Origin of the sequence: Mycolicibacter sp. MU0083 (genome assembly GCF_963378075.1) — a bacterium.
GTDB classification, from domain to species: domain Bacteria; phylum Actinomycetota; class Actinomycetes; order Mycobacteriales; family Mycobacteriaceae; genus Mycobacterium; species Mycobacterium kokjensenii.
Genome location: NZ_OY726394.1, coordinates 1,417,222 through 1,438,196 on the forward strand (window position 1 = coordinate 1,417,222; position 20,975 = coordinate 1,438,196).

Genomic DNA, 20,975 nt, shown 5'->3' on the forward strand with positions numbered 1-20,975 from the left:
TCCAGCACGGATGCGCCGACTTCAGTAGCATGGCCGCTGATGCGCGGTCTGGTGAATGTCGTCGGAAGCGGCTTGGTGGCCGTCGTGGTTGCGTTGTCGCTGGCCGGCTGCGCTGATAACGGCACGTCCGGCGCGTCGGCGAGCGGATCGGCCGCTCCAGACGCGTCCTGGTCGCGACCGGAGGCACCGCCGGACCCGCGGACGCTGGTGCGTGCGAGCGAGCTCGCGGTGTCCCAGGTCCCCGACAGTGCGCTGATCTTCATCGAAAGCCTGACCAGCGACGCCGGAACCTGGAAGGCGGGGCTGGTCACGCCCGACGGCACCGAACATCAGGTCAAGATCGGTTCCGACGGGATAGCGGTACTGGTCGGCCCGACGGTGACCGACGACGGTGAGGCCGACAAGGCCAAGCGGCGCGCCAACGTCGAGGGCGCACATCTGGACTTCCGCAGCGCAGTGGACACGGTGTTGGCGGCCGTCCCCAATGGTTCGATCACCGAGTTGAGCCTGCTCGACATCAACGGCACCGTCGTCTGGAATGCCGACGTGTGGGATCAGGACCTGGCCGAGCGCGACGTCACCGTCGATGCCGCGTCCGGAAAGGTCACCGCCAACCGGCGGGTCTGATGCGGCGGTCCAGCTTCGGCTCTCCTGCGTCGAACCTCGCTAACCGCCGGGTCTGATTCGGCGGCTCAACCCGCCCGGCCGGTGACCGGCGGCAGATCGGCCAGCGTCACGATGCCCGGCGCGGCGGCGACCACCGACGGCACCGCGTTGGTGACCGGCATCGCCGTGTAGATCGAGCCCAGGCCGTTGAAGTTCGCCTCGTTCCAGTCCTTGGGCGGCAGGCAGTTGATGACGGTGCGCATGTTGGGCAGCCCGAACACCTGGATGACATGGCCGTGGGCCACCGGCTTGGGCGGGGTGACCTGATCGCCCATGATCCAGTTGAAGCCGACGCTGACCACGTTGCGGTCACCCACCCAGCCGCGGTGGTAGCCGAACACACTGCCCACGGTTCCGGCGGGGATCTTCATGAAACCCAGATCGCTGTCGCCGGTGGCGGCGGTGAACTGCACGTCGAAGGTGATCCGATCCAACTGTGCGCCGATCGCGTCGGCCATCATGGCCGCGGACTCGGCGAACACCTCGCTTTCGCGGCGCACACTCTCCGCCAGCCCGGGGGTGTCGGGATCCTGCGCGAACCCCATGGCCGCCATGGTGGCCGCCGACTCGTAGGTCGAGCAGTCCACCGATTCGGTGATCCGGATCTCGTCGACCCGCTCGCACGCCCCGGACAACACCATGCCGACCATGTTGGTCAGCCCGGGGTGCGCACCACTGCCGAACATCGTCGAATTCCCGGCCCGGCAGGCGTCCTCGATGCGTTTGCGGTCCGCGGCGCTCTGTTTGCCTCCGGTGATCCAGGCCGCCGTCGAACAGACGTTGATCCCGGCTTCCAACAGCCGCACCAGCTCGTCGATGCTCGGCCACAGCGGGTTGTAACAGCAGGCGTCCGGACGCAGCGCGATCAGCGCGTCGATGTCATCGGTGGCGGTGACCCCGGTGGCCTCCGGCCAGCCGGCAAGCTCGGCGGCATCCACCCCGACCTTGTCCTTGCCGTGCGCATAGACGCCCACCAACTCCATGTCGGGCCTGCCGATGATGGCGTGCAGCGAGCGCTGGCCGATGTTGCCGGTGGTCCACTGGATGACGCGAAGCGGTGTGTTCATAGGGCACCACCATATTCAGGTGCGCTGCGGCGGACTTTGTGGCACCGTCGGATCACGTGGCCGAGCTGATTCTGCGTAGCGCAACCGACGATGATTGGCCGGCGATGGGGGTGCTGGCCGCCACCGGTTTCGGCGAGGACTGGGACTCCCGGGCGATGGTCGCCTGGCGGGCCCTGACCACCGCAGACAGTGCGATCGTGGTCGCTGACGGCGACGACGTCATCGGCATGTCGGGCTACCTGGATCTGGAGGTGACGGTGCCCGGCGGCGCGGTATTGCCGACCGCCGGTGTCAGTTTCGTCGTGGTGGCGCCGACCCACCGTCGGCGCGGAGTGCTCCGGATGATGTACACCGAATTGCACCGCCGCATTGCCGATTCGGGCTATCCGATCGCGGCGTTGACCGCCAGCGAGGGCGGCATCTACGGGCGGTTCGGTTATGGTCCGGCAACGGTGGACCACGAGCTGACCATCGATCGGCGGTTCGCGCGGTTGCATGCCGATGCGCCCGATCCCGGCGGGGTACGGCTGATCCGAGTTGCCGACCGCGGAGACGAACTGGCCGAGATCTATCAGCGGTGGCGCCGGCGCGTTCCGGGCGGATTGGCGCGTCCGTCGGTGCTCTGGGATGAGGTGCTCGCCGATCGGGAGAACACCCGCGGCGGCGGCACCGGATGGTTCGGGTTGCTGCATCCCGACGGCTACGTGCTCTACCGCATCCACGGAGAACATCCGAAGTCGGTGCGGGTCGGTGAGTTCCGTGCCGTCACCCCCGATGCGCACGCCGCATTGTGGCGGGCGTTGCTCGGGCTCGATCTGATGGCCGAGATCGTCATCGAGACCTACCCGGACGACCCGATGCCGTACCTGCTCACCGATACCCGGCTGGCCACCACCACCGGACGCTCGGACGGCCTGTGGCTGCGGATCATGGACATCCCCAAGGTGCTGACCGCACGCCGCTACGCCGCCGATGTGTCGGCCGTCCTGCAGATCCGTGACGGATTCCGCGCCGATGGCGGGCGATTCGCCCTCACGGTCCGCGACGGACGCGCCGACTGCACCCCGACCGATGCCGGGGCCGACGTCGAACTGGATCTGGACGTGCTGGGCATCCTCTACCTGGGCGCGCACCGGGCGTCGGCGCTGGCCGCAGCGGGAAGGCTGCGCGGCCGCGACGACGCCCTGGTGCGTGCACTGGATGCGGCGTTCGTCAGCGACGTCGCCGCCCAGATCGGGTTCGGGTTCTAACCGGCTACATCTTGGCCAGGTCGTAGTCGGCCAGGCCGTCGATCAGCACCTGCAGCTGGTTCTGCGACGAGCCCAGGGTGTGCTCGATGGCGGTGAGCCGAGCCGCGTAGTGACTCACCGGATACTCCCAGGTCACGCCGATCCCGCCGTGCAACTGGATGGCCTCCTGGGCGATGTGCCGCCCCGATCGGCCGATCTGCAACTTGGCCCGGGCGGCGATCCGCGGGTCGATATCACCGTCGGCCAGGGACATCGAGGCGTACATGCTCATGCTGCGGGCCAGTTCCAACGACACGTACATGTCCGCGGCGCGCTGAGTCAGGGTCTGGAAGGTGTTGAGCGTGACCCCGAACTGCTTGCGCGTCTTGAGGTAATCGGTGGTCAGCCGCAGCGCCTCCTCCATCGCCCCGAGGGCTTCGGCGCACAGTGCCGCGGAGATGCGGATCAACGCGTGTTCGATGGCCGTGGTGGCGTCGGAGGCCTCACCCAGCGCGGTGGCCGGTGCATCGGCGAAGTCGATCTGGGCGCCGCGCTGACCGTCGAAGGTCCGGTAGGACTGTCGGGTCACGCCGTCCCCGCTCGGGTCGACCAGGAAAAGCCCGGTGCCGCCGTTCGGCAGGGCGGCGCTGACCACCAGGGTGTCCGCGCGGTCCCCGGCCAGCACCGGATTCTTGGATCCGCTCAGCCGCCACGAATCGCCCTGCTGCACAGCGGTGGTGGTCACCGCGGCGGTGATCCCGCGCATGGCGGACTCGGTGTGGGCGAAGGCCAGCATGCGCTCACCGGCGGCGACCTCGTCGAGCAACGCACGCTGCGCGTCGTCGCCGCGCTCGGCGATCAGCGCACCCGGCCCGAGGGCACCGTGGACCACCGGCTCCGGCGCCAACCGCCGGCCGATCTCGGTGAGCACCACCATGATCTCCAGGGGCCCGGAATCGGCGTCGAAACCCAGACCGAGAATGCCGACCTCGGCCAGTTGCTTCCAAACCTCGGGGTTGAACCCGGGCTCGGTCTCGATGATCTTGTTGCGGGTCTCGGTGTCGTAGTCCGCCAACATCGAACGGGTGGTGTCGCGGAGCAGAACCTGCTCGTCGATGAGTTGAAAGTCCATAGCGGTTCTACCTCTCTAAAGGCCGAGAATCGTCGACGCGATGATGGTGCGCTGTACCTCGTTGCTGCCGCCGTAGATCGACGTCTTGCGGTAGTTGAGGTAGATCGGCGCCGCCTCCTGCGCCCAGTCGGCCGACGCGATTCCGTCGCCCGCCTCGAACGGCAGGGCATCGGGGCCGGCCAGTTCCACGAACAGTTCGGTGACGGCCTGCTGCAGTTGGCTGCCGCGCAGCTTGAGCACCGACGACGCCGGGTTCGGCTTGCCGTCGGCGGAGCCACTGGAGACGCGCGCCTGCGTGATTTCCAGTGCCAGCAGATCGTTTTCGAGTTCGGCGACGCGCGCGGCGAACAGCGGGTCGTCGAGTGCTCCCACGGCCTTGGCCCGCTCCTTGAGTTCGGCCACACGGACCTGGGAGCGGGTCACCCCGGCGATACCGGTCCGCTCGTTGCCCAGCAGGAACTTCGCGTACGTCCAGCCGTGGTTCTCCTCGCCGACCAGCTGATCGGCGGGCACTCGCACGTCGGAGAAGAACACCTCGTTGACTTCGTAGCCGCCGTCGATCATCTTGATCGGGCGCATGGTGACACCGGGGGTGTTCACCTCGAAGAGCAGGAAGGAGATCCCGGCCTGCTTCTTGGGCGCCTGCGGGTCGGTACGCACCAGGCAGAAGATCCAGTCGGCGTGCTGGCCGAGCGTCGTCCAGGTCTTCTGTCCGTTGACGATGTAGCTGTCACCGTCACGCACCGCGGTGGTGCGCAGGCCGGCCAGGTCGGAACCGGCCTCGGGCTCGGAGAAGCCCTGGCACCACCAGATGTCGAGGTTGGCGGTGGCGGGCAGGAAACGTTCCTTGATGGCCTGCGAGCCGAACTCGGCGATCACCGGGCCGACCATCTTGGCGTTGAAGGTCAACGGCTCGGGCACCGACGCCAGCTGCATCTCGTCGTGCCAGATCTGATGCTGGGTCAGCGTCCAGTCCTTGCCGCCCCACTCCACCGGCCAGTTCGGCACGGCCAGGCCGTTGGCGTTGAGGATCTTCTGGGTGGCGACGATGTCGTCCGGGAAGATCGAATGCCCCAGCCGACTGCGCTCGCGGATGTCAGCGGGGATCTCGGTGGTGAAGAAGGTGCGCATTTCGTCGCGAAACGCCGCCTCCTCCGCGGACAGTGCCAGTCTCACGTCGACCTCCCGGTTGGTTGGGTGAACTCAGGGTTGGTTAGCACCCTAATCGTCTAATCGGTGGCACTGCGGGGGAGGTCTTGGCATGCGCTTTTGTACGCTGGACGTCATGAGACGGTGGGTCGTCGCGTTAGGTGTCCTGCTCATGCCGCTGGTGTCGTGTACGGCGGAGTCCGCCGATCACGCCGAACCGAACGCGACGCCGTCGCCGCAGCAAACACCGCAGGCCCGGCCGGTCGCCCACGTCGGCCAGACGCTGAATCTGATGCGGATCGGCGGACAGCAGATCGCCGTGACGTTGACAGAGGTGATCTCCCCGGCGACCGTCCCGAACGGCTGGGGCGAGGCGGGCCGGACCTACGTCGCGACCAAACTGCGGATCGAGAATGCCGGGACCACGACGATCGTCGGCAACGGCAACAGCGATGTTTCGATAATCGGCTCCGACGGCCAGACCTACCGGGCGGACTTCGCCAAGGTGACCGAATGCCGGGATTTCACCAACGGCTGGTTCGTGATCGCCTCCGGTGCCACCGACGCCGGCTGCATCGTCTTCGCCCTGCCCACCGGGGTCGGCGCGGAGAAGGTGCGCTATGCACCATCCTCGGGCATCTCACAAGACGTGGGGGAGTGGCTGAATCCCTGACCGGGTGTCCACAGTCCCGCCGGCGATCCACAGGCCGGCGCGGATCGCGCGGTTAAGCAATCGGAGCGACGGTGGCCGGACCTAGCGTCGGTCCATGGCTACCGAACTTCCCGGCGAGCGGCTACAGCGTCGACTCGGCCTGCTGCCCGAACCCGACGACGGCGACGACACCCCCGCAGCGGACGACGTAGACCCGAACTCTCTGGTGCCCCGCTGGCTGCCCGACGACACCGCCGACCCGGGCTGGTTGGCCAAAGTGCGGGCCGATCCGGGCCGAGCCGGTGCGATCGCACTGGCGGTGATCGCGGCCGTCGCGTTGCTGATCACGGTGTTCACCGTGCTCCACGATCGGCCCGCACCGGTACTGAGCGCCAAACTGCCGCCGGTGGAGATGGCTTCCACAGCAAGCTCGCGTGCCGAGGACCCGGCGTCGGGCCCGGTCCCGCCGGCGAGCGACACCGTGGTGGTCAGCGTGGTCGGACTGGTGCACAAGCCGGGCCTGGCGACACTGTCACCGGGATCCCGGATCGCCGACGCACTCACCGCCGCCGGCGGCGCACTCGACGGTGCGGACACCATCGGGCTGAACCTGGCTCGCCCGTTGGTCGACGGCGAACAGATCGTCGTGGGCCTGGCACCGCCGGACGGTCCTCCGGTGCTGGGGAGCTCGGTCGGCCCCACCGCACCGGGACCCGACGCACCGCACACCGGCGCCACGCCGGCAGCGGAGCGCCCCGAGCCCAAACCCGGCCAGCCCATCGACCTCAACACCGCAACCGTCGAGCAACTCGATGCCCTCCCCGGGGTGGGGCCGGTGACGGCCGCGGCCATCGTGGCCTGGCGTGACACCCACGGCAGATTCACCCGGGTCGAGCAACTCGGTGACGTCGACGGCATCGGCCCGGCACGGCTGGAGAAGCTGCGCGCACTGGTCCGCGTCTGACCATGACGGCGCCCCCGTCCACGGCGAGCGAGACCCGGTTGGACGTCCGACTGGTTCCGGCGGCGGTGCTGGGCTGGCTGGTCACCGCCGCCGGTATCCAGTGGCGAATCGGCGGCACCCTGGCGGCACTGTGCGCGGTGTGGGCAACGCTGGCGGGCCTGCTGATCTGGTTCGCCGACCGGGCCGGGCGTCCGGCCTGCCGGTCGGCGGCCGCCGTTGCCGTTGCGGCGGCCGCGGTGGGGGCCGGTTTCGGCGGTGCGGTGGCGATCCGCACCGACTCGCTCGCGCACCATCCGGTCACCGCGATGTTCGGCAGCACGGCGGCGGTGACGGTCACCGCGACGGAGAGCCCGCTGCCGGTCGGCGCGCGGCGGGTGATGTTCCGGGCCAATCTGTTGCGGGTGGACGAGGACATCGCCTCCGGCCGGGTGGTGGTGTTCGCGTCCGGAGCCGAATTCGACGACGTGATGGTCGGCCAGCCCATGGCGTTTCGGGCCAAGATCGCCCGACCGGGCCGTCGCGACCTGACCGTGGCCACCCTCACCGCCGCCGGTGTACCGCGCCGCGGCGCGGCCGGAGCGGTGGCGAGGCTGGCACATCGGACCCGCACACGGTTTGCGGCCGCAGCGCGTCAGGTGCTGCCCGACGAGCAGGCCCGACTGCTGCCCGCGCTGGTCCTCGGGGATACCACCGCGATCACGTCGGCGACCGGTCGCGACTTCAAGGCGGCCGGGCTGACCCACCTGATGGCGGTCTCGGGAGCCAACGTCACGATCGTCTGCGGCGCCGTGCTGTTCTCGGCGCGCCTGGTCGGTCCGCGGACGGCCGCGCTGGCCGCCGCAGGCGCGTTGGTGGCGTTCGTGATCGTCGTGCAGCCGACGGCCAGCGTGCTGCGTGCCGCGGTGATGGGCGCGATCGCCTTGCTGGGGGTGCTGACCGCACGGAGTCGCCAGGCCGTGCCGAGTCTCGCCGCCAGCGTGCTGCTGCTACTGGCGGTGGCCCCGCACCTGGCCGTCGATGTCGGGTTCGCGCTGTCGGTGGTGGCCACCGCGGCGTTGGTGTTGATCGCGCCGGTCTGGACGGCCCGGCTGGTGGCGCGCGGCTGGCCGAAACCACTGGCCGCAGCGCTCAGCGTGGCGTGGGCCGCCAACCTGGTCACCGCGCCGCTGATCGCCGGCATCTCGGGACGCCTCAGCCTGGTCAGCACCGTCGCGAATCTGGCGGTGGCGGTGCTGGTCGCGCCCATCACCGTGCTCGGCAGCGCCGCGGCGGTGCTGTGTGGATGCTGGCCCGCGGGCGCGCAGTTCTTGATCCGCTTCACCGGGCCGGAACTGTGGTGGGTCTGCCGCGTGGCGCAGTGGTCCGGGCGGATGCCGGCCGCGATGGTGCCGGTACCGGGCGGGGCGAGCGGGCTGGTCGGGGTCGGTGCGGTCGCCGTGCTGTTGGTGGTCTGTTGGCGATGGCAGTGGTGCCGGTGGGTGCTGGCGGGGCTGGCGCTGGGTCTGCTGGCGTGGTCGGCCTCGCAGATGTTGACCGACTGGGCGGGTATCGCCGCTGCGTGACACGATTGGCGGGTGAGCCAATCGGTTTCGCCATTGCATCTGATCCTCGGGGATGAGGAACTGCTGGTCGAACGGGCCGTCGGGCAGGTGCTGGCCGGGGTGCGGGCACAGGCCGGTAGCACCGACATCCCGGTGGACCGCCTGCGCGCCGGTGAGGTGGCAGCCAGTGAGCTCGCCGAGCTGCTGAGTCCGTCGCTGTTCGCCGACGAGCGGGTGGTGGTGCTCGAATCCGCCGCCGAAGCGGGCAAGGACGCGGTCGCGCTGATCGCCGCCACCGCGGCCGATGTGCCGGTCGGAACCGTGTTGGTGGTGGTGCACTCCGGCGGGGGACGGGCCAAGGCACTGGCGGGCCAGTTGCGGGACCTGGGTGCACAGGTCCATGCCTGCGCACGCATCACCAAGGCTTCCGAACGCGCCGATTTCGTGCGCGCCGAATTCCGTCGGCTCAAGGTGCGGGTCGACGACGCGACCGTCACCGCTCTGCTGGACGCGGTCGGTTCCGATATCCGCGAGTTGGCAGCGTCCTGTTCGCAGCTGGTGGCCGATACCGGCGGGCACGTCGATGCCCTCGCGGTACGGCGGTACCACAGCGGAAAAGCCGAGGTGACCGGGTTCGACATCGCCGATCGGGCCGTCGTCGGAGACATCGCCGGCGCCACCGAGGCGCTGCGGTGGGCGATGTTCCGCGGTGCCGCGCACGTGGTGCTGGCCGACGCGCTGGCCGAAGTGATCAACACCATCGCTCGAGTGGGCGCCCGCTCCGGTGACGCCTACCGGCTGGCCGGTGAACTGGGGATGCCGCCGTGGCGGGTGCAACGGGCGCAGAAGCAGGCCAGGTACTGGTCGCGGGATTCGCTCGCCGCCGCGGTACGGCTGGTCGCCACACTCAACGGCGACGTCAAAGGCGGCGCCGCCGATGCCGACTACGCACTGGAGACCGCGGTCCGCAGGGTCGCCGAACTGGCCGACCGCTGACCGGCCGGGGCAACACAAAGGCCCCTGTTCCGGGTGGAATCAGGGGCCTGTGCCTGCGGGAAACCCGCCGGATCAGAGCTTGTTGAGCGCCTGCGCCAGCGCCGACTTCTTGTTGGCGGCCTGGTTCTTGTGGATCACGCCCTTGCTGGCGGCCTTGTCCAGCTTGCGGCTGGTCGACACCAGCAGCTCGCCGGCCTTGTCCTTGTCGCCGGCTGCGGCGGCCTCGCGGAAGGCGCGGATCGCGGTGCGCACCGCGGACTTCACCGACTGGTTGCGCAGCCGGGCTCGCTCGTTGGTCCGGTTGCGCTTCACCTGCGACTTGATGTTGGCCACGGAGTAATTCCTTCGCAAAAGCTTGAGTTGGGTTTACCTCCCGACGCGGGAGCAACAGCTGTTCAGGGTAGCAGCTGGCCCGGCAACTCCCCAACTCGACTCAACCGCGCGCGGTCACCTCGACCCGATGCAGGTCGTCGCCGAGTTCGATCGGTCCGTCGAACTCCGCGGCGGCCAGTTCCCGCCACTGCTCCTCCTGACCGGGTGCGATCGCCGGTATGTAGTGGGTCAGCACCAGGGTGCCCACGCCGGCCCGCCGGGCGGTTGCGGCGGCCTCGGCCACCGAGGAGTGGTAGTCGCAGATCTCCCGGATCCGCTGCTGGGGTAACGCCTCGACGATGTCTTTGCGGATCACGGTGTGCACCAGCGCGCCCGCGCCGGCCGCCAGCTCGTCGAGGCTGTCGCAGGGCACGGTGTCACCGGCCAGTACCACCGACGCGGTCCCGTCGGCGTCGGTGTGTTCGATGCGGAACCCGATGGTCGGCGCCACCGGGCGGTGGTCGGTGGGGCCCACGGTGATCCGCACCCCGTCGCGGTCCCACACCTGACCGGTGGTGTGTTCGGACACCTCGACCGGCGGCGGCCCGGTCAGGTCGTCGTGGTGGGCCATCCGGTAGCCGATGTCGTAGCCGAACGCCCGCAGCATCGCCTCCACCACTTCCGCGGTGCCGGGCGGGCCGATGATCGGCAGTGGCGTGGCGTCGGGTCCGAACGTGGTGACCCATCGGGTGATGAGCAGATCACCCAGGTCGGCGATGTGGTCGCTGTGCAGGTGCGTCAGCAGCAGCGCCGAGACGGTGTTGGCCGAGCCGCCCGCCGCCGCCAGCCGCTGCAGCACCCCGCGGCCGCAGTCGATGAGGAGTTGCTGGCCGCCGGCGCGCACCAGGGTGGCGGGGCCGGCCCGGTTCGGGTCGGGGATCGGGCTTCCGGTGCCGAGCAGGGTGATCTCGATGGTCATGGCGTCACATATGCCACAAACACCGGGCGCGCGCCACGTGAATGCTCAGTTTCGGGATGGCCGCCCCGCATCGGCCCAAATGGCCTAGCCTGGTGTGAAGTAGATCACTACGTCGGGAGGCATTCATGCGGATCGCGGACGTATTGCGAAACAAGGGTGCGGCGGTGGTGACCATCCACCCCGACGCCACCGTCATGGAGTTGATCGCGGGTCTGGCCGAACACAACATCGGCGCGATGGTGGTGATCGGACCCGGCGGTCTGGAGGGCGTGGCCTCCGAGCGCGACGTGGTGCGCCAACTGCAGGTTCACGGCGCCAGTCTGTTGCCCCGACCGGTATCGGCGATCATGACCCGCCTGGTGGCGACGTGCAGCAAGACCGACTCCGCCGACGACGTGAGCATCTTGATGACCGAGCACCGGGCGCGTCACATCCCGGTGCTCGAAGACGGCCGGTTGGCCGGCATCGTCAGTATCGGCGACATCGTGAAGTCCCGGATGGAAGAACTGCAGGCCGAGCACGCGCAGCTGCGCTCCTACATCAGCCAGGGATAGCCGCGCCGGACCGGCGCGGTCGGTGCGATCAGCTCCACGAATACTCGCTGCGCAGCCGGGCGGCCACCGCGTCGAACATCGGCCGGGGCAGGATGGCGCCCTCGCGGCGGATGGACTCCTCGGGGACATCGAGCACCCGATCCAGCCGTACCCAGCTGAGCCGGTGGGAGTCGTCCCAGGTACCCGACCCGATCCCGACCCAGTTGGTGTCGTCGGCGTGCCGTTCCCGGCTGGACAGCATCAGGCCGAGCAGCATGCTGCGGTCGCGGCCGACGACCAGCACCGGGCGGTCTTTGCCATGGTCGGGCTCGTCCTCGTAGGCCACCCAGGTCCAGACGATCTCGCCCGGGTCGGCACGTCCGTTGAGGTCGGGGGCGTAGGCGATCCGGCGGGCGCGGTGCGCGGTGGGGGTACTGCGGTGGGTCACCGGGCGACCCGCGGGGATCTCCGGGGTGGGTCCTGGCGCGCCGCCACTGAGTACCTCCAGACCGATCTTGATGCCCTGCTCGATGCCCCGTTGGATGCGTTGTTGCACCACCGGTGTCTGTTCGAGTTGGCGGATGAACCGTGGGGCCTCGTTGAAGACCAGGTTCTCCGCGAATCGTTGCACCGTCCGCCATGGGATCTTCCGCGGGGAAGCCATGTTCGCAGCATAGGCGACCTGACGTCGCGGCCGCGTTCCGTTGCCGCGTGCGCAACGGTGGTCGGACAGGAAACTTTACGAAAACTGATGCGCCGCTTGCATTGTCCCTAGATCCGCATCGGCGTAGGGTCCGAGAAATAGCCGTTCCCGCCGGCAGGTGGCCCAGCGGCGGAACCGTGCAGTGCCGGGAGGCCCGTTTGGTGACGACGAGATCGCTCGCCCGAGCGCGAGCCGCAGCTTCAGCGTTCTGATTCCCTACCGATAACGGAACCAAAATCATGAATTACCACAACGATCTTCGACGGGGGGTAGCCGCCGGAATCGTCGCCGTCACGGGACTATCCGTCGGCGCACTGGCCGTCGTCGGCATCTGTGACCACGCCGATCTGGTCGCGCAGCGTGACATCCTGCTGGTCGGTGCCGCCGATGGCCCGCATCAGGACCTGATCGACGCGCAGGTCGGTCTGGACCACCAGCAATTCCTCAACGACGTAGCGCTGCAGCAGAGCATCTACTCCTGGGCTCTGGAACCGACCGCCGACGGCGGCCTCGGGCTCACCGATTCCGCACTGCTCTTTCCGGGCGACGCCGACGACCCGGCGGACAGTCTGTTCAACGGGGCGTTCTCCCGGTTCACCGAGGCCGACCTGGTCGGCCAGGCCCTGATGCAGGCGCAACTGGATCACCTCCTCGGGGTGAACCAGGGGCTCGGGGACGGCGGCTACGAGTCGGCCATCGGCCAGCAGCTCTACGACGACCTCAGCGGTGCCGGCATCGGTCCCGACACCGACCTCGGGGCGGATCTGGCGAACCTGATCGACCCGGCGACCGTCGTCAGCGCCAGTGGCTTCCAGGATGCGTTGATGGCCCTGCAAGCCGACTTGATGCAGACCGCCTGGAGTGACCTGTTCGGCATGTTCGGTGTGGCCGATGTAACTCCCTAGCCGGAGGCCGCGGCACGGCCGGGCGATCCATCCGCACCGGCCGCTACCAGCGGATAGCGGGTGTAAATGATCCGCTGGCCAGCTAGTAAGTGAATCTTGACTCTATTCACAGTCTGCTGTTAGATTTAGGCATCTTTACGGCAATGCTGCTGGGGGAGTAGTCGGCGGGGCGTCATCGTGGCGTCGGCTTGCAGCGCGATACATAGTGGGGGAAACGATCATGCGTAAGTTCGGAGTGCTCACCGGTCTGGCGGCCGGTGCCGCCATTGCCCTGACGCCGCTGGCGTCGGCGGCGGACGACGAATTCGACTTCAACAGCATTCTGGCGGGCGAGATCCAGTCGATGAACTTCCTGTTCGAGACCGGGGCGATGTTGGCCGGCGTCGACTCCGACGACATCGTCAAGGCCGACGGCGCGTTCGATACCCTCAGCCCCGACAGCACCGACAACGAGGCGTTCCTGTCGTTGCTCTACGGCTTCAACCCGGACAACGTGGCATCGGTACCGGGCGCCTACGGCCTGTTCAACGGCGCGACGATCAACTTCTACGACGCCTTCAACGTCGGGTTGTATGCGGTGTTGAACGACGGTGACTTGATCACCGCGGAGGATCTGCTGGGCTCGTCGGCCAACATCGAGGCCGCGCTGGAAGGTGGCACCGTGGCGGACGCCGTCGGCTACTTCCTGGAGCAGGGTGTCAACGACATCTTCGGTTACTTCGACTTCGGGACTATCGAGGTCTAGTTTTCGCTCGGAAACGCAAACCCCCGAAGACGCGTCTTCGGGGGTTTCGTTTTGCGGGCCCCGCCTCGCTACCCTGACTAGGCAGTAGGCACCACCACCCGCCCGTTCACCAGGAGATTCCCATCAGCAGTTTCGCCGACCAGACCTTCACCGCGCCGGCGCAGATACGGAACTTCTGCATCATCGCTCACATCGACCACGGCAAATCCACCCTGGCCGACCGGATGCTGCAGCTCACCGGCGTCGTCGACGACCGATCGATGCGGGCCCAGTACCTCGACCGGATGGACATCGAACGGGAGCGCGGCATCACCATCAAGGCGCAGAACGTGCGCCTGCCGTGGACGTTCAACGACGAGCAGTTCGTCCTGCACCTGATCGACACCCCCGGCCACGTCGACTTCACCTACGAGGTGTCGCGCGCACTGGAGGCCTGCGAGGGTGCCATCCTGCTGGTCGACGCCGCCCAGGGCATCGAGGCCCAGACACTGGCCAACCTGTATCTGGCGCTGGACCGCGACCTGACCATCATCCCGGTACTGAACAAGATCGACCTGCCCGCCGCCGACCCGGAGCGCTACGCCGCCGAACTGGCCCACATCATCGGCTGCGAACCCGGCGACGTGCTCAAGGTGTCGGGCAAGACCGGCGAGGGCGTGGCCGAACTGCTCGACGAAGTCGTCAAGCACGTGCCGGCGCCCACCGGCGACGCCGACGCGCCCACCCGGGCGATGATCTTCGACTCCGTCTACGACATCTACCGCGGCGTGGTCACCTATGTCCGTGTCGTCGACGGCAAGATCACCCCGCGCGAGAAGATCGCGATGATGTCCACCGGCGCCACCCATGAACTGCTCGAGGTCGGGATCGTCTCCCCGGAACCCAAGGCGGCCAGGGGACTCGGCGTCGGCGAGGTCGGCTACCTGATCACCGGTGTGAAAGACGTGCGGCAATCGAAGGTCGGCGACACCGTCACCACCGCGCGCGGCGGTGCGGCCGAGGCGCTGACCGGCTACCGCGAGCCCAAACCGATGGTCTATTCCGGGCTGTACCCGGTGGACGGGTCGGACTACCCGAACCTGCGTGATGCCCTGGACAAGTTGCAGCTCAACGACGCCGCGTTGACCTACGAGCCGGAGACCTCGGTGGCGTTGGGCTTCGGCTTCCGGTGTGGCTTCCTGGGCCTGCTGCACATGGAGATCACCCGGGAGCGCCTGGAACGCGAGTTCGACCTGGACCTGATCTCCACCTCGCCCAACGTGGTCTACCGGGTGATCGCCGAGGATGGCAGCGAGATCGTCGTCACCAACCCGTCGGACTGGCCGGAAGGCAAGATCCGCACCGTCTTCGAACCGGTCGTCAAGACCACCGTGATCGCGCCGAGTGAATTCGTCGGCACCATCATGGAACTGTGCCAGTCTCGGCGCGGCGAACTGGGCGGCATGGACTACCTCTCGCCGGAGCGCGTGGAACTGCGCTACACGATGCCGTTGGGCGAGATCATCTTCGACTTCTTCGATTCGCTGAAGTCGCGCACCCGCGGCTACGCCAGCCTGGACTACGAGGAGGCCGGGGAGCAGGAGGCCGACCTGGTCAAGGTCGACATCCTGTTGCAGGGCGAGGCGGTGGACGCCTTCAGTGCGATCGTGCACAAGGACTCGGCTTCGGCCTACGGCAACAAGATGACCACCAAGCTCAAGGAATTGATCCCGCGCCAGCAGTTCGAAGTGCCGGTGCAGGCCGCGATCGGATCGAAGATCATTGCCCGGGAAAACATTCGGGCCATCCGCAAGGACGTGCTGTCGAAGTGCTACGGCGGTGACATCACCCGCAAGCGCAAACTGCTGGAAAAGCAGAAAGAGGGCAAGAAGCGGATGAAGACCATCGGGCGCGTCGACGTGCCGCAGGAGGCGTTCGTGGCGGCGTTGTCCACCGATGCCGCCGGGGACAAGGCCAAGAAGCAGTGATCGCCCGGGCAGTAGCGGTCGCAGCGGGTGCGCTGGCGGTCGTGCTGCCCGTCGGCGGATGCACCACGGTGGTCACCGGAGCCGTCCGGCCCGCACCCGATCTGGCGCCGACCCCGGTGACCGGGATGGCGGTGCGGCAGGTGCTGCTCGACGACGCCGAGTTGTCGAAGCTCGCCGGCCAACCCTTCCGCAGTGATCCCTCCCTGCCGCCGCGCTTCGGCGGTCTCGACGAACTACCCGACGGCTGGGAATCGGCCGAACCGCACGACTGCATCGGTGCCGCGGTCGGGGGCCAGCGCGAGGTCTACAGCTCCGGCGGAGTGCGCGACGTGGCGCACGAGTTCTGGGACAGCACCAGCGAGGACTCGCCGCTGACCGGTGTGGCCGAGGCGGTGATCGCGTTGGGCAGTGCGGCCGACGCCGACGCGCTCTTCGAGGAGTTCGCGCGCCGGTGGGGCAGTTGCGACGGGGCTGTGGTGATCCGCGACGGCGGAGCGGATGACGAGACGTCCGGGGAGGTCACCGACGTCGCCAACGACGGCACCGTGCTCACCGCCGTCGTGCACACCACGGTGGACGGCGATGCGGGACTGCGGGTTTCGCGGGCGCTGGCGGTACGGGTGAACTGCATCGTCGACGTCGACGTGTTCTGGTTCGCCGATGAGGACGACGAATCGGCGGTACCGCCCGCCGGGGACACCACCGCGGCCGACCTGGCCCGGGCGATGCTGGACAAGGTTCGCAGCCTGACCGGCTAAACCCCGCCGAACGCCAACGCGCTGGTGCTACATCGGCGCATTCGCGGGCTGGAAACCTCCGGTGGAATCGGCTTCTTCCTCGGCGCGGATCACGTGGACGACCGCGTTGATCAGCGCCAGGTGGGTGAACGCCTGCGGGAAGTTGCCCAGGTGCCGCCCGGTACGGGGTTCGATCTCCTCGGCGTAGAGGTGCAGCGGGCTGGCGAACGACAACAGTCGCTCGCACAGATGCTTGGCCCGGCTGATCTCGCCGATCTCCACCAACGCCGAAACCAGCCAGAACGAGCAGATCGTGAAGGCGCCTTCGGCCCCGGACAGACCGTCGTCGGTCTCCTCGGTGCGGTACCGCAGTACCAGGCCGTCCTCGGTGAGTTCGTCGGCGATCGCCATCACCGTGGCGCGCACCCGCGGGTCGTCGGCCGGCAGGAACCGGGTCAGCACCACCAGCAGCAACGAGGCGTCGAGCGCATCGGTGCCGTATGCCTGGGTCAGCACCCCGCGAGAATCGACCCCATGCTCCAGCACGTCGGCCTTGATCTCCTCGGCGATCGCCCGCCACTGCTTGGCATAGGACACCTCGCCCTGCAATTCGGCGAGCTTCGACCCGCGGTCCAGCGCCACCCAGCACATCACCTTCGACGACGTGAAATGCTTCGGCTCGCCGCGCACCTCCCAGATGCCGCGGTCGGGTTCGCGCCAGTGTTTGATGGCCTCCTCCACCTGGCGTTTGAGCACCGGCCACAGGGTTTCGGGGATCTGCTCGCGGGATCTCGCGTGCAGGTACACCGAGTCGAGCATGGTGCCCCAGATGTCGTGCTGTTCCTGGTTGAACGCGCCGTTGCCGATCCGGACCGGTCGAGCGTTGTCATAGCCGGACAGGTGATCCAATTCCTGCTCGGCCAGCTCGTGTTCCCCGCCGACCCCGTACATCACCTGCAGGGGATGCTGCTGTCCGTTGTTGACACCCGACACGTCGGCGATGAACGAGAAGAAGTCGTCGGCCTCGCGGTCCAACCCCAACGTGTACAGACCCCACAGGGTGAACGCCGAATCGCGCACCCAGCTGTACCGGTAGTCCCAATTCCGTTCCCCCTGAGGGGTTTCCGGCAGGGATGTGGTGGGTGCAGCCAGCAGCGCGCCGGTCGGCGAATAGGTCAGTCCCTTCAACGTCAGCGCGCTGCGCTGCAGATACACCCGCCACGGATGGTCCGGGAAATTGCCGATGTTGATCCACTGCCGCCAGCACTCGGTGGTGTTCCACATCTTGTCGGCGGCTTCGGCATAGCTCTGCGGTGCCGGATGCCTCGACCAGCTCAACGCGACGAAGACGTCGTCGCCCTCGGTCAGCCGGGTACGGGCCCGGGCTTCGCGGCCCTCCAGGCCCAGCCGCAGGTTCGTCGTCAACCGCAGTGTCGGATGCGAGTCCGGATTGTGGCGGGCACGGGCGATCGCCTCGCCGTAGGCGTTGGCGGAGTACTCCCAGGTGGCACTGGTGCGGTGATAGTCGAAGGCCGGCTCACAGCTCATGGTCAATTCGACGGTGCCGCTGACGCACCGCACCGTGCGCAGCAGGATGTGCTCGGCATCCCAATCGGTGGGAGTCCGCCGATGGGTCTGAGACCGTGCCTCGATGTCGTGCCACTTGCCCATCACCAGCGCGTCGCGCACGATCAGCCAACCGGTGTGGGTCTGCCAGGTGGTCTCCATGATCGGACTGCCGGGCAGGTAGCGGCGTGCCGCCGGCACCGACACCCCGTAGGGCCCGAGCCGGAAGTGCCCGGCGCTGCGGTCTAAGAGTGCACCGAAGACACTGGGGGAATCCGGGCGCGGAACGCACATCCACTCCACCGAACCGGCCGCGGAGATCAAGCAGGTGTTCTCGCAGTCGGACAGGAACGCGTAGTCGGCGATCGGCGGAAACGGATTCCGTACCTGATTGGTCGCCGCGGCATAGGGGACCGGTGCCGTCGCGGACAGCGGCGGCACCGGCGGGATGGCGGTCTCGGTCGCTGCCGTTGCGCCGCTGTGCGTCGCTGATGTCTTGGCGGGTGCATCGCCCGGTGGGGTGTGCAGGTCCATGCGGCCATCATCGCTGGACTCTTGCCGTCACGTCTACCCGAATCGGTCGACGCCGGCGAGCCTCGCCCGGCTTCGCCGCGCTCGCGATCACCGCTGGGTTGATGGCGGTGACCCGCCTCGCCCGGCTTCGCCATGCTCGCGATCACCGCTAAGGTAGGCGGGGTGGTTGGCTTCCTGCGCTGGTGGGACGGTGTCGAGCTGTGGCTCTCCGGGCTCGGATTCGTCGTGCAGACCGCAGTGGTGATGCCGGTGGTGCTGCTGCTGGCCTACGGTCTGGCGTGCGCGCTGGACGCGATGCTCGGGGAGGGAATCAAAGTGCGGGACCGCTTTCGTCCCGGTCGCAACGGTGGAGCGCCCTGATGCCGCGTTCACAGGTGACCCTGGCCTTGGTCGGCTTGATGGCCCTGGTGATCATCAGCTGGCTGCTGACCCGCTGACCGCGCGGCCTCGGGGGAGGCGGCCGACCTCTGTTATGCTTCCCCGCATGTTCGCAGCGACCGGTGACCGGCGGCGCCCCCTGGTGGCGTTCCCGATGCACACCGTGACTACTTCCGCTGTGGCCGACGTGCACTGTTGTCGCTGATCCTGCACCCGTCGGCGCAGCGCTGTCGTCATTGTTGACGCACGATCTGTAGCAGCCAACGCCTTTCGCGATCCGACGGACACGCATTCTTGCCGACGTCCATACGGTTTCGCCCGGAAAGGTCACCAATGCCCAACACCATTGCGCGCAGAGTCGCGCTGGCACTGGCCGCCGCCATGGCGGCCACCACGCTTGCCGGGTGTGGAGGCGGTCCCAGTGATGTGGTCGGGGGCGCCGAGCGTTCGGATGCGCACACCACGTTGACGCTGGTCGCCTACGCGGTTCCCGAGCCCGGCTGGAGCAAGGTGATTCCGGCCTTCTACGACACCGAGGCGGGTGCCGACGTCCAGGTCGTCACCTCCTACGGCGCCTCGGGCGACCAGTCGCGTGGTGTCGCCAACGGCAAACCTGCGGACATCGTGAACTTCTCGGTGGAACCCGACGTCACTCGCCTGGTGAAGGCGGGCAAAGTGGCCGAGGACTGGAACGCCGACGTCACCAAGGGCATCCCGTTCGGCTCGGTGGTGACCCTGGTGGTGCGGCAGGGCAACCCCAAACGCATCAAGGACTGGGACGACCTGCTGCGGCCCGGGGTCGAGGTGATCAGCCCCAGCCCGCTGAGCTCGGGATCGGCCAAGTGGAACCTGCTGGCCCCGTACGCGGTCAAGAGTGCCGGCGGCAAGGACCCGCAGGCCGGCCTGGATTTCATCGACAAGCTGGTCGGTGACCATTTCAAACTGCGCCCCGGTTCCGGACGCGAAGCCACCGACGTATTCCTGCAGGGCAGCGGGGACGTGTTGATCAGCTACGAGAACGAGGCCATCGCGGTCGAGCGCAAGGGCAAGCCGGTGGAGCACATCAACCCATCGCAGACCTTCAAGATCGAGAACCCGCTGGCGGTGGTGACGGACAGCCGGAATCTGGACACCGTCACCGCGTTCAAGAACTTCCAGTACACGGCCACCGCGCAACGACTCTGGGCCGAAGCCGGCTTCCGCCCCGCCGATCCGAGCATCGCCGCCGAGTACCGGCCGGTGTTCCCGGACCCGGACAAGCTGTGGACGATCGCCGATCTCGGCGGCTGGGATGTCGTCGACGACAGCCTGTTCGACAAGGAGAACGGCGCCATCACCAAGCTCTACACCCAGGCCACCGGATGAGCGAGGTGGTGGTGACCGAAGCGACCCGGTCCGGTGAAGGCGGGCCGCCGGTCTCTTCGGGGCTGCGCCGCGAGGGTGCCTCGCTGCGGGTGGGTGCCGCGGTCGTGTGGCTGTCCCTGATCGTCTTGGCGCCGCTGGCCGCGATCACCTGGCAGGCCGGCGGCGGAGGCTGGAAGGCATTCCAGTTGGCGGTCACCTCGCACGCCGCGCTGCAGTCGTTCCGGGTGACGTTGACGATCGCGGTCGGGGTCACCGTGGTCAATGTGGTGTTCGGCCTGTTGATCGCCTGGGTACTGGTGCGCGACGACTTCGTCGGCAAGCGCTTCATCGATGTGATCATCGATCTGCCCTTCGCGCTGCCCACCATCGTCGCCAGCCTGGTGATGCTCGCGCTGTACGGGCCCGCCAGCCCGGTGAACGTGCACCTGCAGCACACCGCCTGGGGCGTGGGATTGGCCCTGGCGTTCGTCACGCTGCCGTTCGTGGTGCGCGCGGTACAGCCCGTGCTGCTGGAGATCGACCGCGAAGTGGAAGAGGCCGCCGCATCGCTGGGCGCCTCGGGCCCGACGATCTTCCGCGTGGTGGTGCTGCCGTCGCTGCTGCCGGCGCTGTTGACCGGAGCAGGGCTGGCGTTCTCGCGGGCTATCGGCGAATTCGGTTCGGTGGTGTTGATCGGCGGCGCGGTGCCCGGCAAGACCGAGGTGTCCTCGCAGTGGATCCGCACCCTGATCGAGAACGACGACCGCACCGGTGCCGCGGCGATCTCCCTGGTACTGCTGGCGATCTCCTTCCTGGTCCTGCTCGGGTTGCGGGTGGTGGGGGCACGGGTGACCAAGCGGCAGGAGAACTCCTGAC

General features: G+C 68.1%; 21 protein-coding genes. 14 read left to right on the forward strand and 7 right to left on the reverse strand.

The genetic code is table 11. The features are described 5' to 3' along the window. Positions 1 to 39 precede the first annotated feature (39 nt). Positions 40 to 627, forward strand: a complete 588-nt coding sequence (locus RCP38_RS06610) for a PepSY domain-containing protein (RefSeq protein ID WP_308476324.1) — start codon at positions 40 to 42, stop codon at positions 625 to 627. 65 nt (positions 628 to 692) lie between these two features. On the opposite strand, the gene RCP38_RS06615 is transcribed toward RCP38_RS06610, so the two are convergent. Further along, entirely contained in the window at positions 693 to 1,733 is a 1,041-nt protein-coding gene (locus RCP38_RS06615; protein ID WP_308476325.1) for an NAD(P)H-dependent amine dehydrogenase family protein, read from the reverse strand. A gap of 65 nt (positions 1,734 to 1,798) precedes the next feature. Between RCP38_RS06615 and RCP38_RS06620 the strand changes: the two genes are divergently transcribed. Beyond that, on the forward strand, positions 1,799 to 2,983 hold the full coding sequence (locus tag RCP38_RS06620) for an enhanced intracellular survival protein Eis (RefSeq protein WP_308477097.1): 1,185 nt from the start codon (positions 1,799 to 1,801) through the stop codon (positions 2,981 to 2,983). 4 nt (positions 2,984 to 2,987) lie between these two features. Here the strand turns inward: RCP38_RS06620 and RCP38_RS06625 are convergent, their stop codons facing one another. Both RCP38_RS06625 and RCP38_RS06630 read right to left on the reverse strand, forming a co-directional pair. Then, positions 2,988 to 4,094 (reverse strand): acyl-CoA dehydrogenase family protein, encoded by a 1,107-nt coding sequence (locus RCP38_RS06625; protein ID WP_308476326.1) that lies wholly within the window; start codon positions 4,092 to 4,094, stop codon positions 2,988 to 2,990. 15 nt (positions 4,095 to 4,109) lie between these two features. Then, on the reverse strand, positions 4,110 to 5,270 hold the full coding sequence (locus RCP38_RS06630) for an acyl-CoA dehydrogenase family protein (RefSeq protein WP_308476327.1): 1,161 nt from the start codon (positions 5,268 to 5,270) through the stop codon (positions 4,110 to 4,112). A 109-nt stretch (positions 5,271 to 5,379) separates the two neighbouring features. Between RCP38_RS06630 and RCP38_RS06635 the strand changes: the two genes are divergently transcribed. From RCP38_RS06635 to holA, 4 genes are all read left to right on the forward strand, one after another. Then, positions 5,380 to 5,916: a DUF4352 domain-containing protein gene (locus tag RCP38_RS06635; RefSeq protein ID WP_308476328.1), complete on the forward strand. Its 537-nt coding sequence runs from the start codon at positions 5,380 to 5,382 to the stop codon at positions 5,914 to 5,916. 94 nt (positions 5,917 to 6,010) lie between these two features. Continuing rightward, the gene (locus RCP38_RS06640; RefSeq protein WP_308476329.1) at positions 6,011 to 6,859 is read left to right on the forward strand and encodes a ComEA family DNA-binding protein; all 849 of its coding nucleotides are present in this window, start codon (positions 6,011 to 6,013) and stop codon (positions 6,857 to 6,859) included. Between the two features lie 2 nt (positions 6,860 to 6,861). Next, entirely contained in the window at positions 6,862 to 8,421 is a 1,560-nt protein-coding gene (locus RCP38_RS06645) for a ComEC/Rec2 family competence protein (RefSeq protein ID WP_308476330.1), read from the forward strand. Between the two features lie 12 nt (positions 8,422 to 8,433). Continuing rightward, positions 8,434 to 9,396, forward strand: coding sequence for a DNA polymerase III subunit delta (gene holA, locus RCP38_RS06650; RefSeq protein WP_308476331.1), 963 nt, complete (start codon positions 8,434 to 8,436; stop codon positions 9,394 to 9,396). A gap of 72 nt (positions 9,397 to 9,468) precedes the next feature. Here the strand turns inward: holA and rpsT are convergent, their stop codons facing one another. Further along, positions 9,469 to 9,729 carry a 30S ribosomal protein S20 gene (gene rpsT / locus RCP38_RS06655; RefSeq protein WP_308476332.1) on the reverse strand — a complete coding sequence of 87 codons (261 nt, stop codon included), beginning with the start codon at positions 9,727 to 9,729 and terminating at the stop codon, positions 9,469 to 9,471. A 100-nt stretch (positions 9,730 to 9,829) separates the two neighbouring features. Then, positions 9,830 to 10,687, reverse strand: a complete 858-nt coding sequence (locus tag RCP38_RS06660; protein ID WP_308476333.1) for a ribonuclease Z — start codon at positions 10,685 to 10,687, stop codon at positions 9,830 to 9,832. Between the two features lie 125 nt (positions 10,688 to 10,812). On the opposite strand from RCP38_RS06660, the gene RCP38_RS06665 reads away from it, so the two are divergent. After that, positions 10,813 to 11,241 (forward strand): CBS domain-containing protein, encoded by a 429-nt coding sequence (locus RCP38_RS06665; protein ID WP_308476334.1) that lies wholly within the window; start codon positions 10,813 to 10,815, stop codon positions 11,239 to 11,241. Positions 11,242 to 11,269: 28 nt separating this feature from the next. On the opposite strand, the gene RCP38_RS06670 is transcribed toward RCP38_RS06665, so the two are convergent. Continuing rightward, a complete protein-coding gene (locus RCP38_RS06670) occupies positions 11,270 to 11,884 on the reverse strand; it encodes a type II toxin-antitoxin system PemK/MazF family toxin (RefSeq protein WP_308476335.1) in 615 nt (204 codons plus the stop codon). A gap of 278 nt (positions 11,885 to 12,162) precedes the next feature. Between RCP38_RS06670 and RCP38_RS06675 the strand changes: the two genes are divergently transcribed. The 4 genes from RCP38_RS06675 (at position 12,163) to RCP38_RS06690 (ending at position 16,298) form a co-directional block, all read left to right on the forward strand. Next, positions 12,163 to 12,828: a hypothetical protein gene (locus tag RCP38_RS06675; protein WP_308476336.1), complete on the forward strand. Its 666-nt coding sequence runs from the start codon at positions 12,163 to 12,165 to the stop codon at positions 12,826 to 12,828. Between the two features lie 220 nt (positions 12,829 to 13,048). Next, a complete protein-coding gene (locus RCP38_RS06680; RefSeq protein ID WP_308476337.1) occupies positions 13,049 to 13,573 on the forward strand; it encodes a hypothetical protein in 525 nt (174 codons plus the stop codon). 116 nt (positions 13,574 to 13,689) lie between these two features. Then, positions 13,690 to 15,540, forward strand: coding sequence for a translation elongation factor 4 (gene lepA, locus RCP38_RS06685; RefSeq protein ID WP_308477098.1), 1,851 nt, complete (start codon positions 13,690 to 13,692; stop codon positions 15,538 to 15,540). Continuing rightward, positions 15,537 to 16,298, forward strand: coding sequence for a sensor domain-containing protein (locus RCP38_RS06690; RefSeq protein ID WP_308476338.1), 762 nt, complete (start codon positions 15,537 to 15,539; stop codon positions 16,296 to 16,298). The genes lepA and RCP38_RS06690 overlap by 4 nt, the downstream gene beginning before the upstream one ends. A gap of 27 nt (positions 16,299 to 16,325) precedes the next feature. Here the strand turns inward: RCP38_RS06690 and RCP38_RS06695 are convergent, their stop codons facing one another. After that, positions 16,326 to 18,284: a glycoside hydrolase family 15 protein gene (locus RCP38_RS06695; protein WP_373692501.1), complete on the reverse strand. Its 1,959-nt coding sequence runs from the start codon at positions 18,282 to 18,284 to the stop codon at positions 16,326 to 16,328. Between the two features lie 255 nt (positions 18,285 to 18,539). Here RCP38_RS06695 and RCP38_RS06700 point away from each other — a divergent pair, with 255 nt between their 5' ends. The 3 genes from RCP38_RS06700 to cysT all read left to right on the forward strand — a co-directional run bounded on the left by RCP38_RS06700 (position 18,540) and on the right by cysT (position 20,974). Further along, a complete protein-coding gene (locus tag RCP38_RS06700) occupies positions 18,540 to 18,737 on the forward strand; it encodes a hypothetical protein (protein WP_308476340.1) in 198 nt (65 codons plus the stop codon). Between the two features lie 351 nt (positions 18,738 to 19,088). Continuing rightward, entirely contained in the window at positions 19,089 to 20,120 is a 1,032-nt protein-coding gene (locus RCP38_RS06705; RefSeq protein WP_373692454.1) for an extracellular solute-binding protein, read from the forward strand. Then, positions 20,117 to 20,974 (forward strand): sulfate ABC transporter permease subunit CysT, encoded by an 858-nt coding sequence (gene cysT / locus RCP38_RS06710; protein WP_308476341.1) that lies wholly within the window; start codon positions 20,117 to 20,119, stop codon positions 20,972 to 20,974. The genes RCP38_RS06705 and cysT overlap by 4 nt, the downstream gene beginning before the upstream one ends. Position 20,975 lies beyond the last annotated feature (1 nt).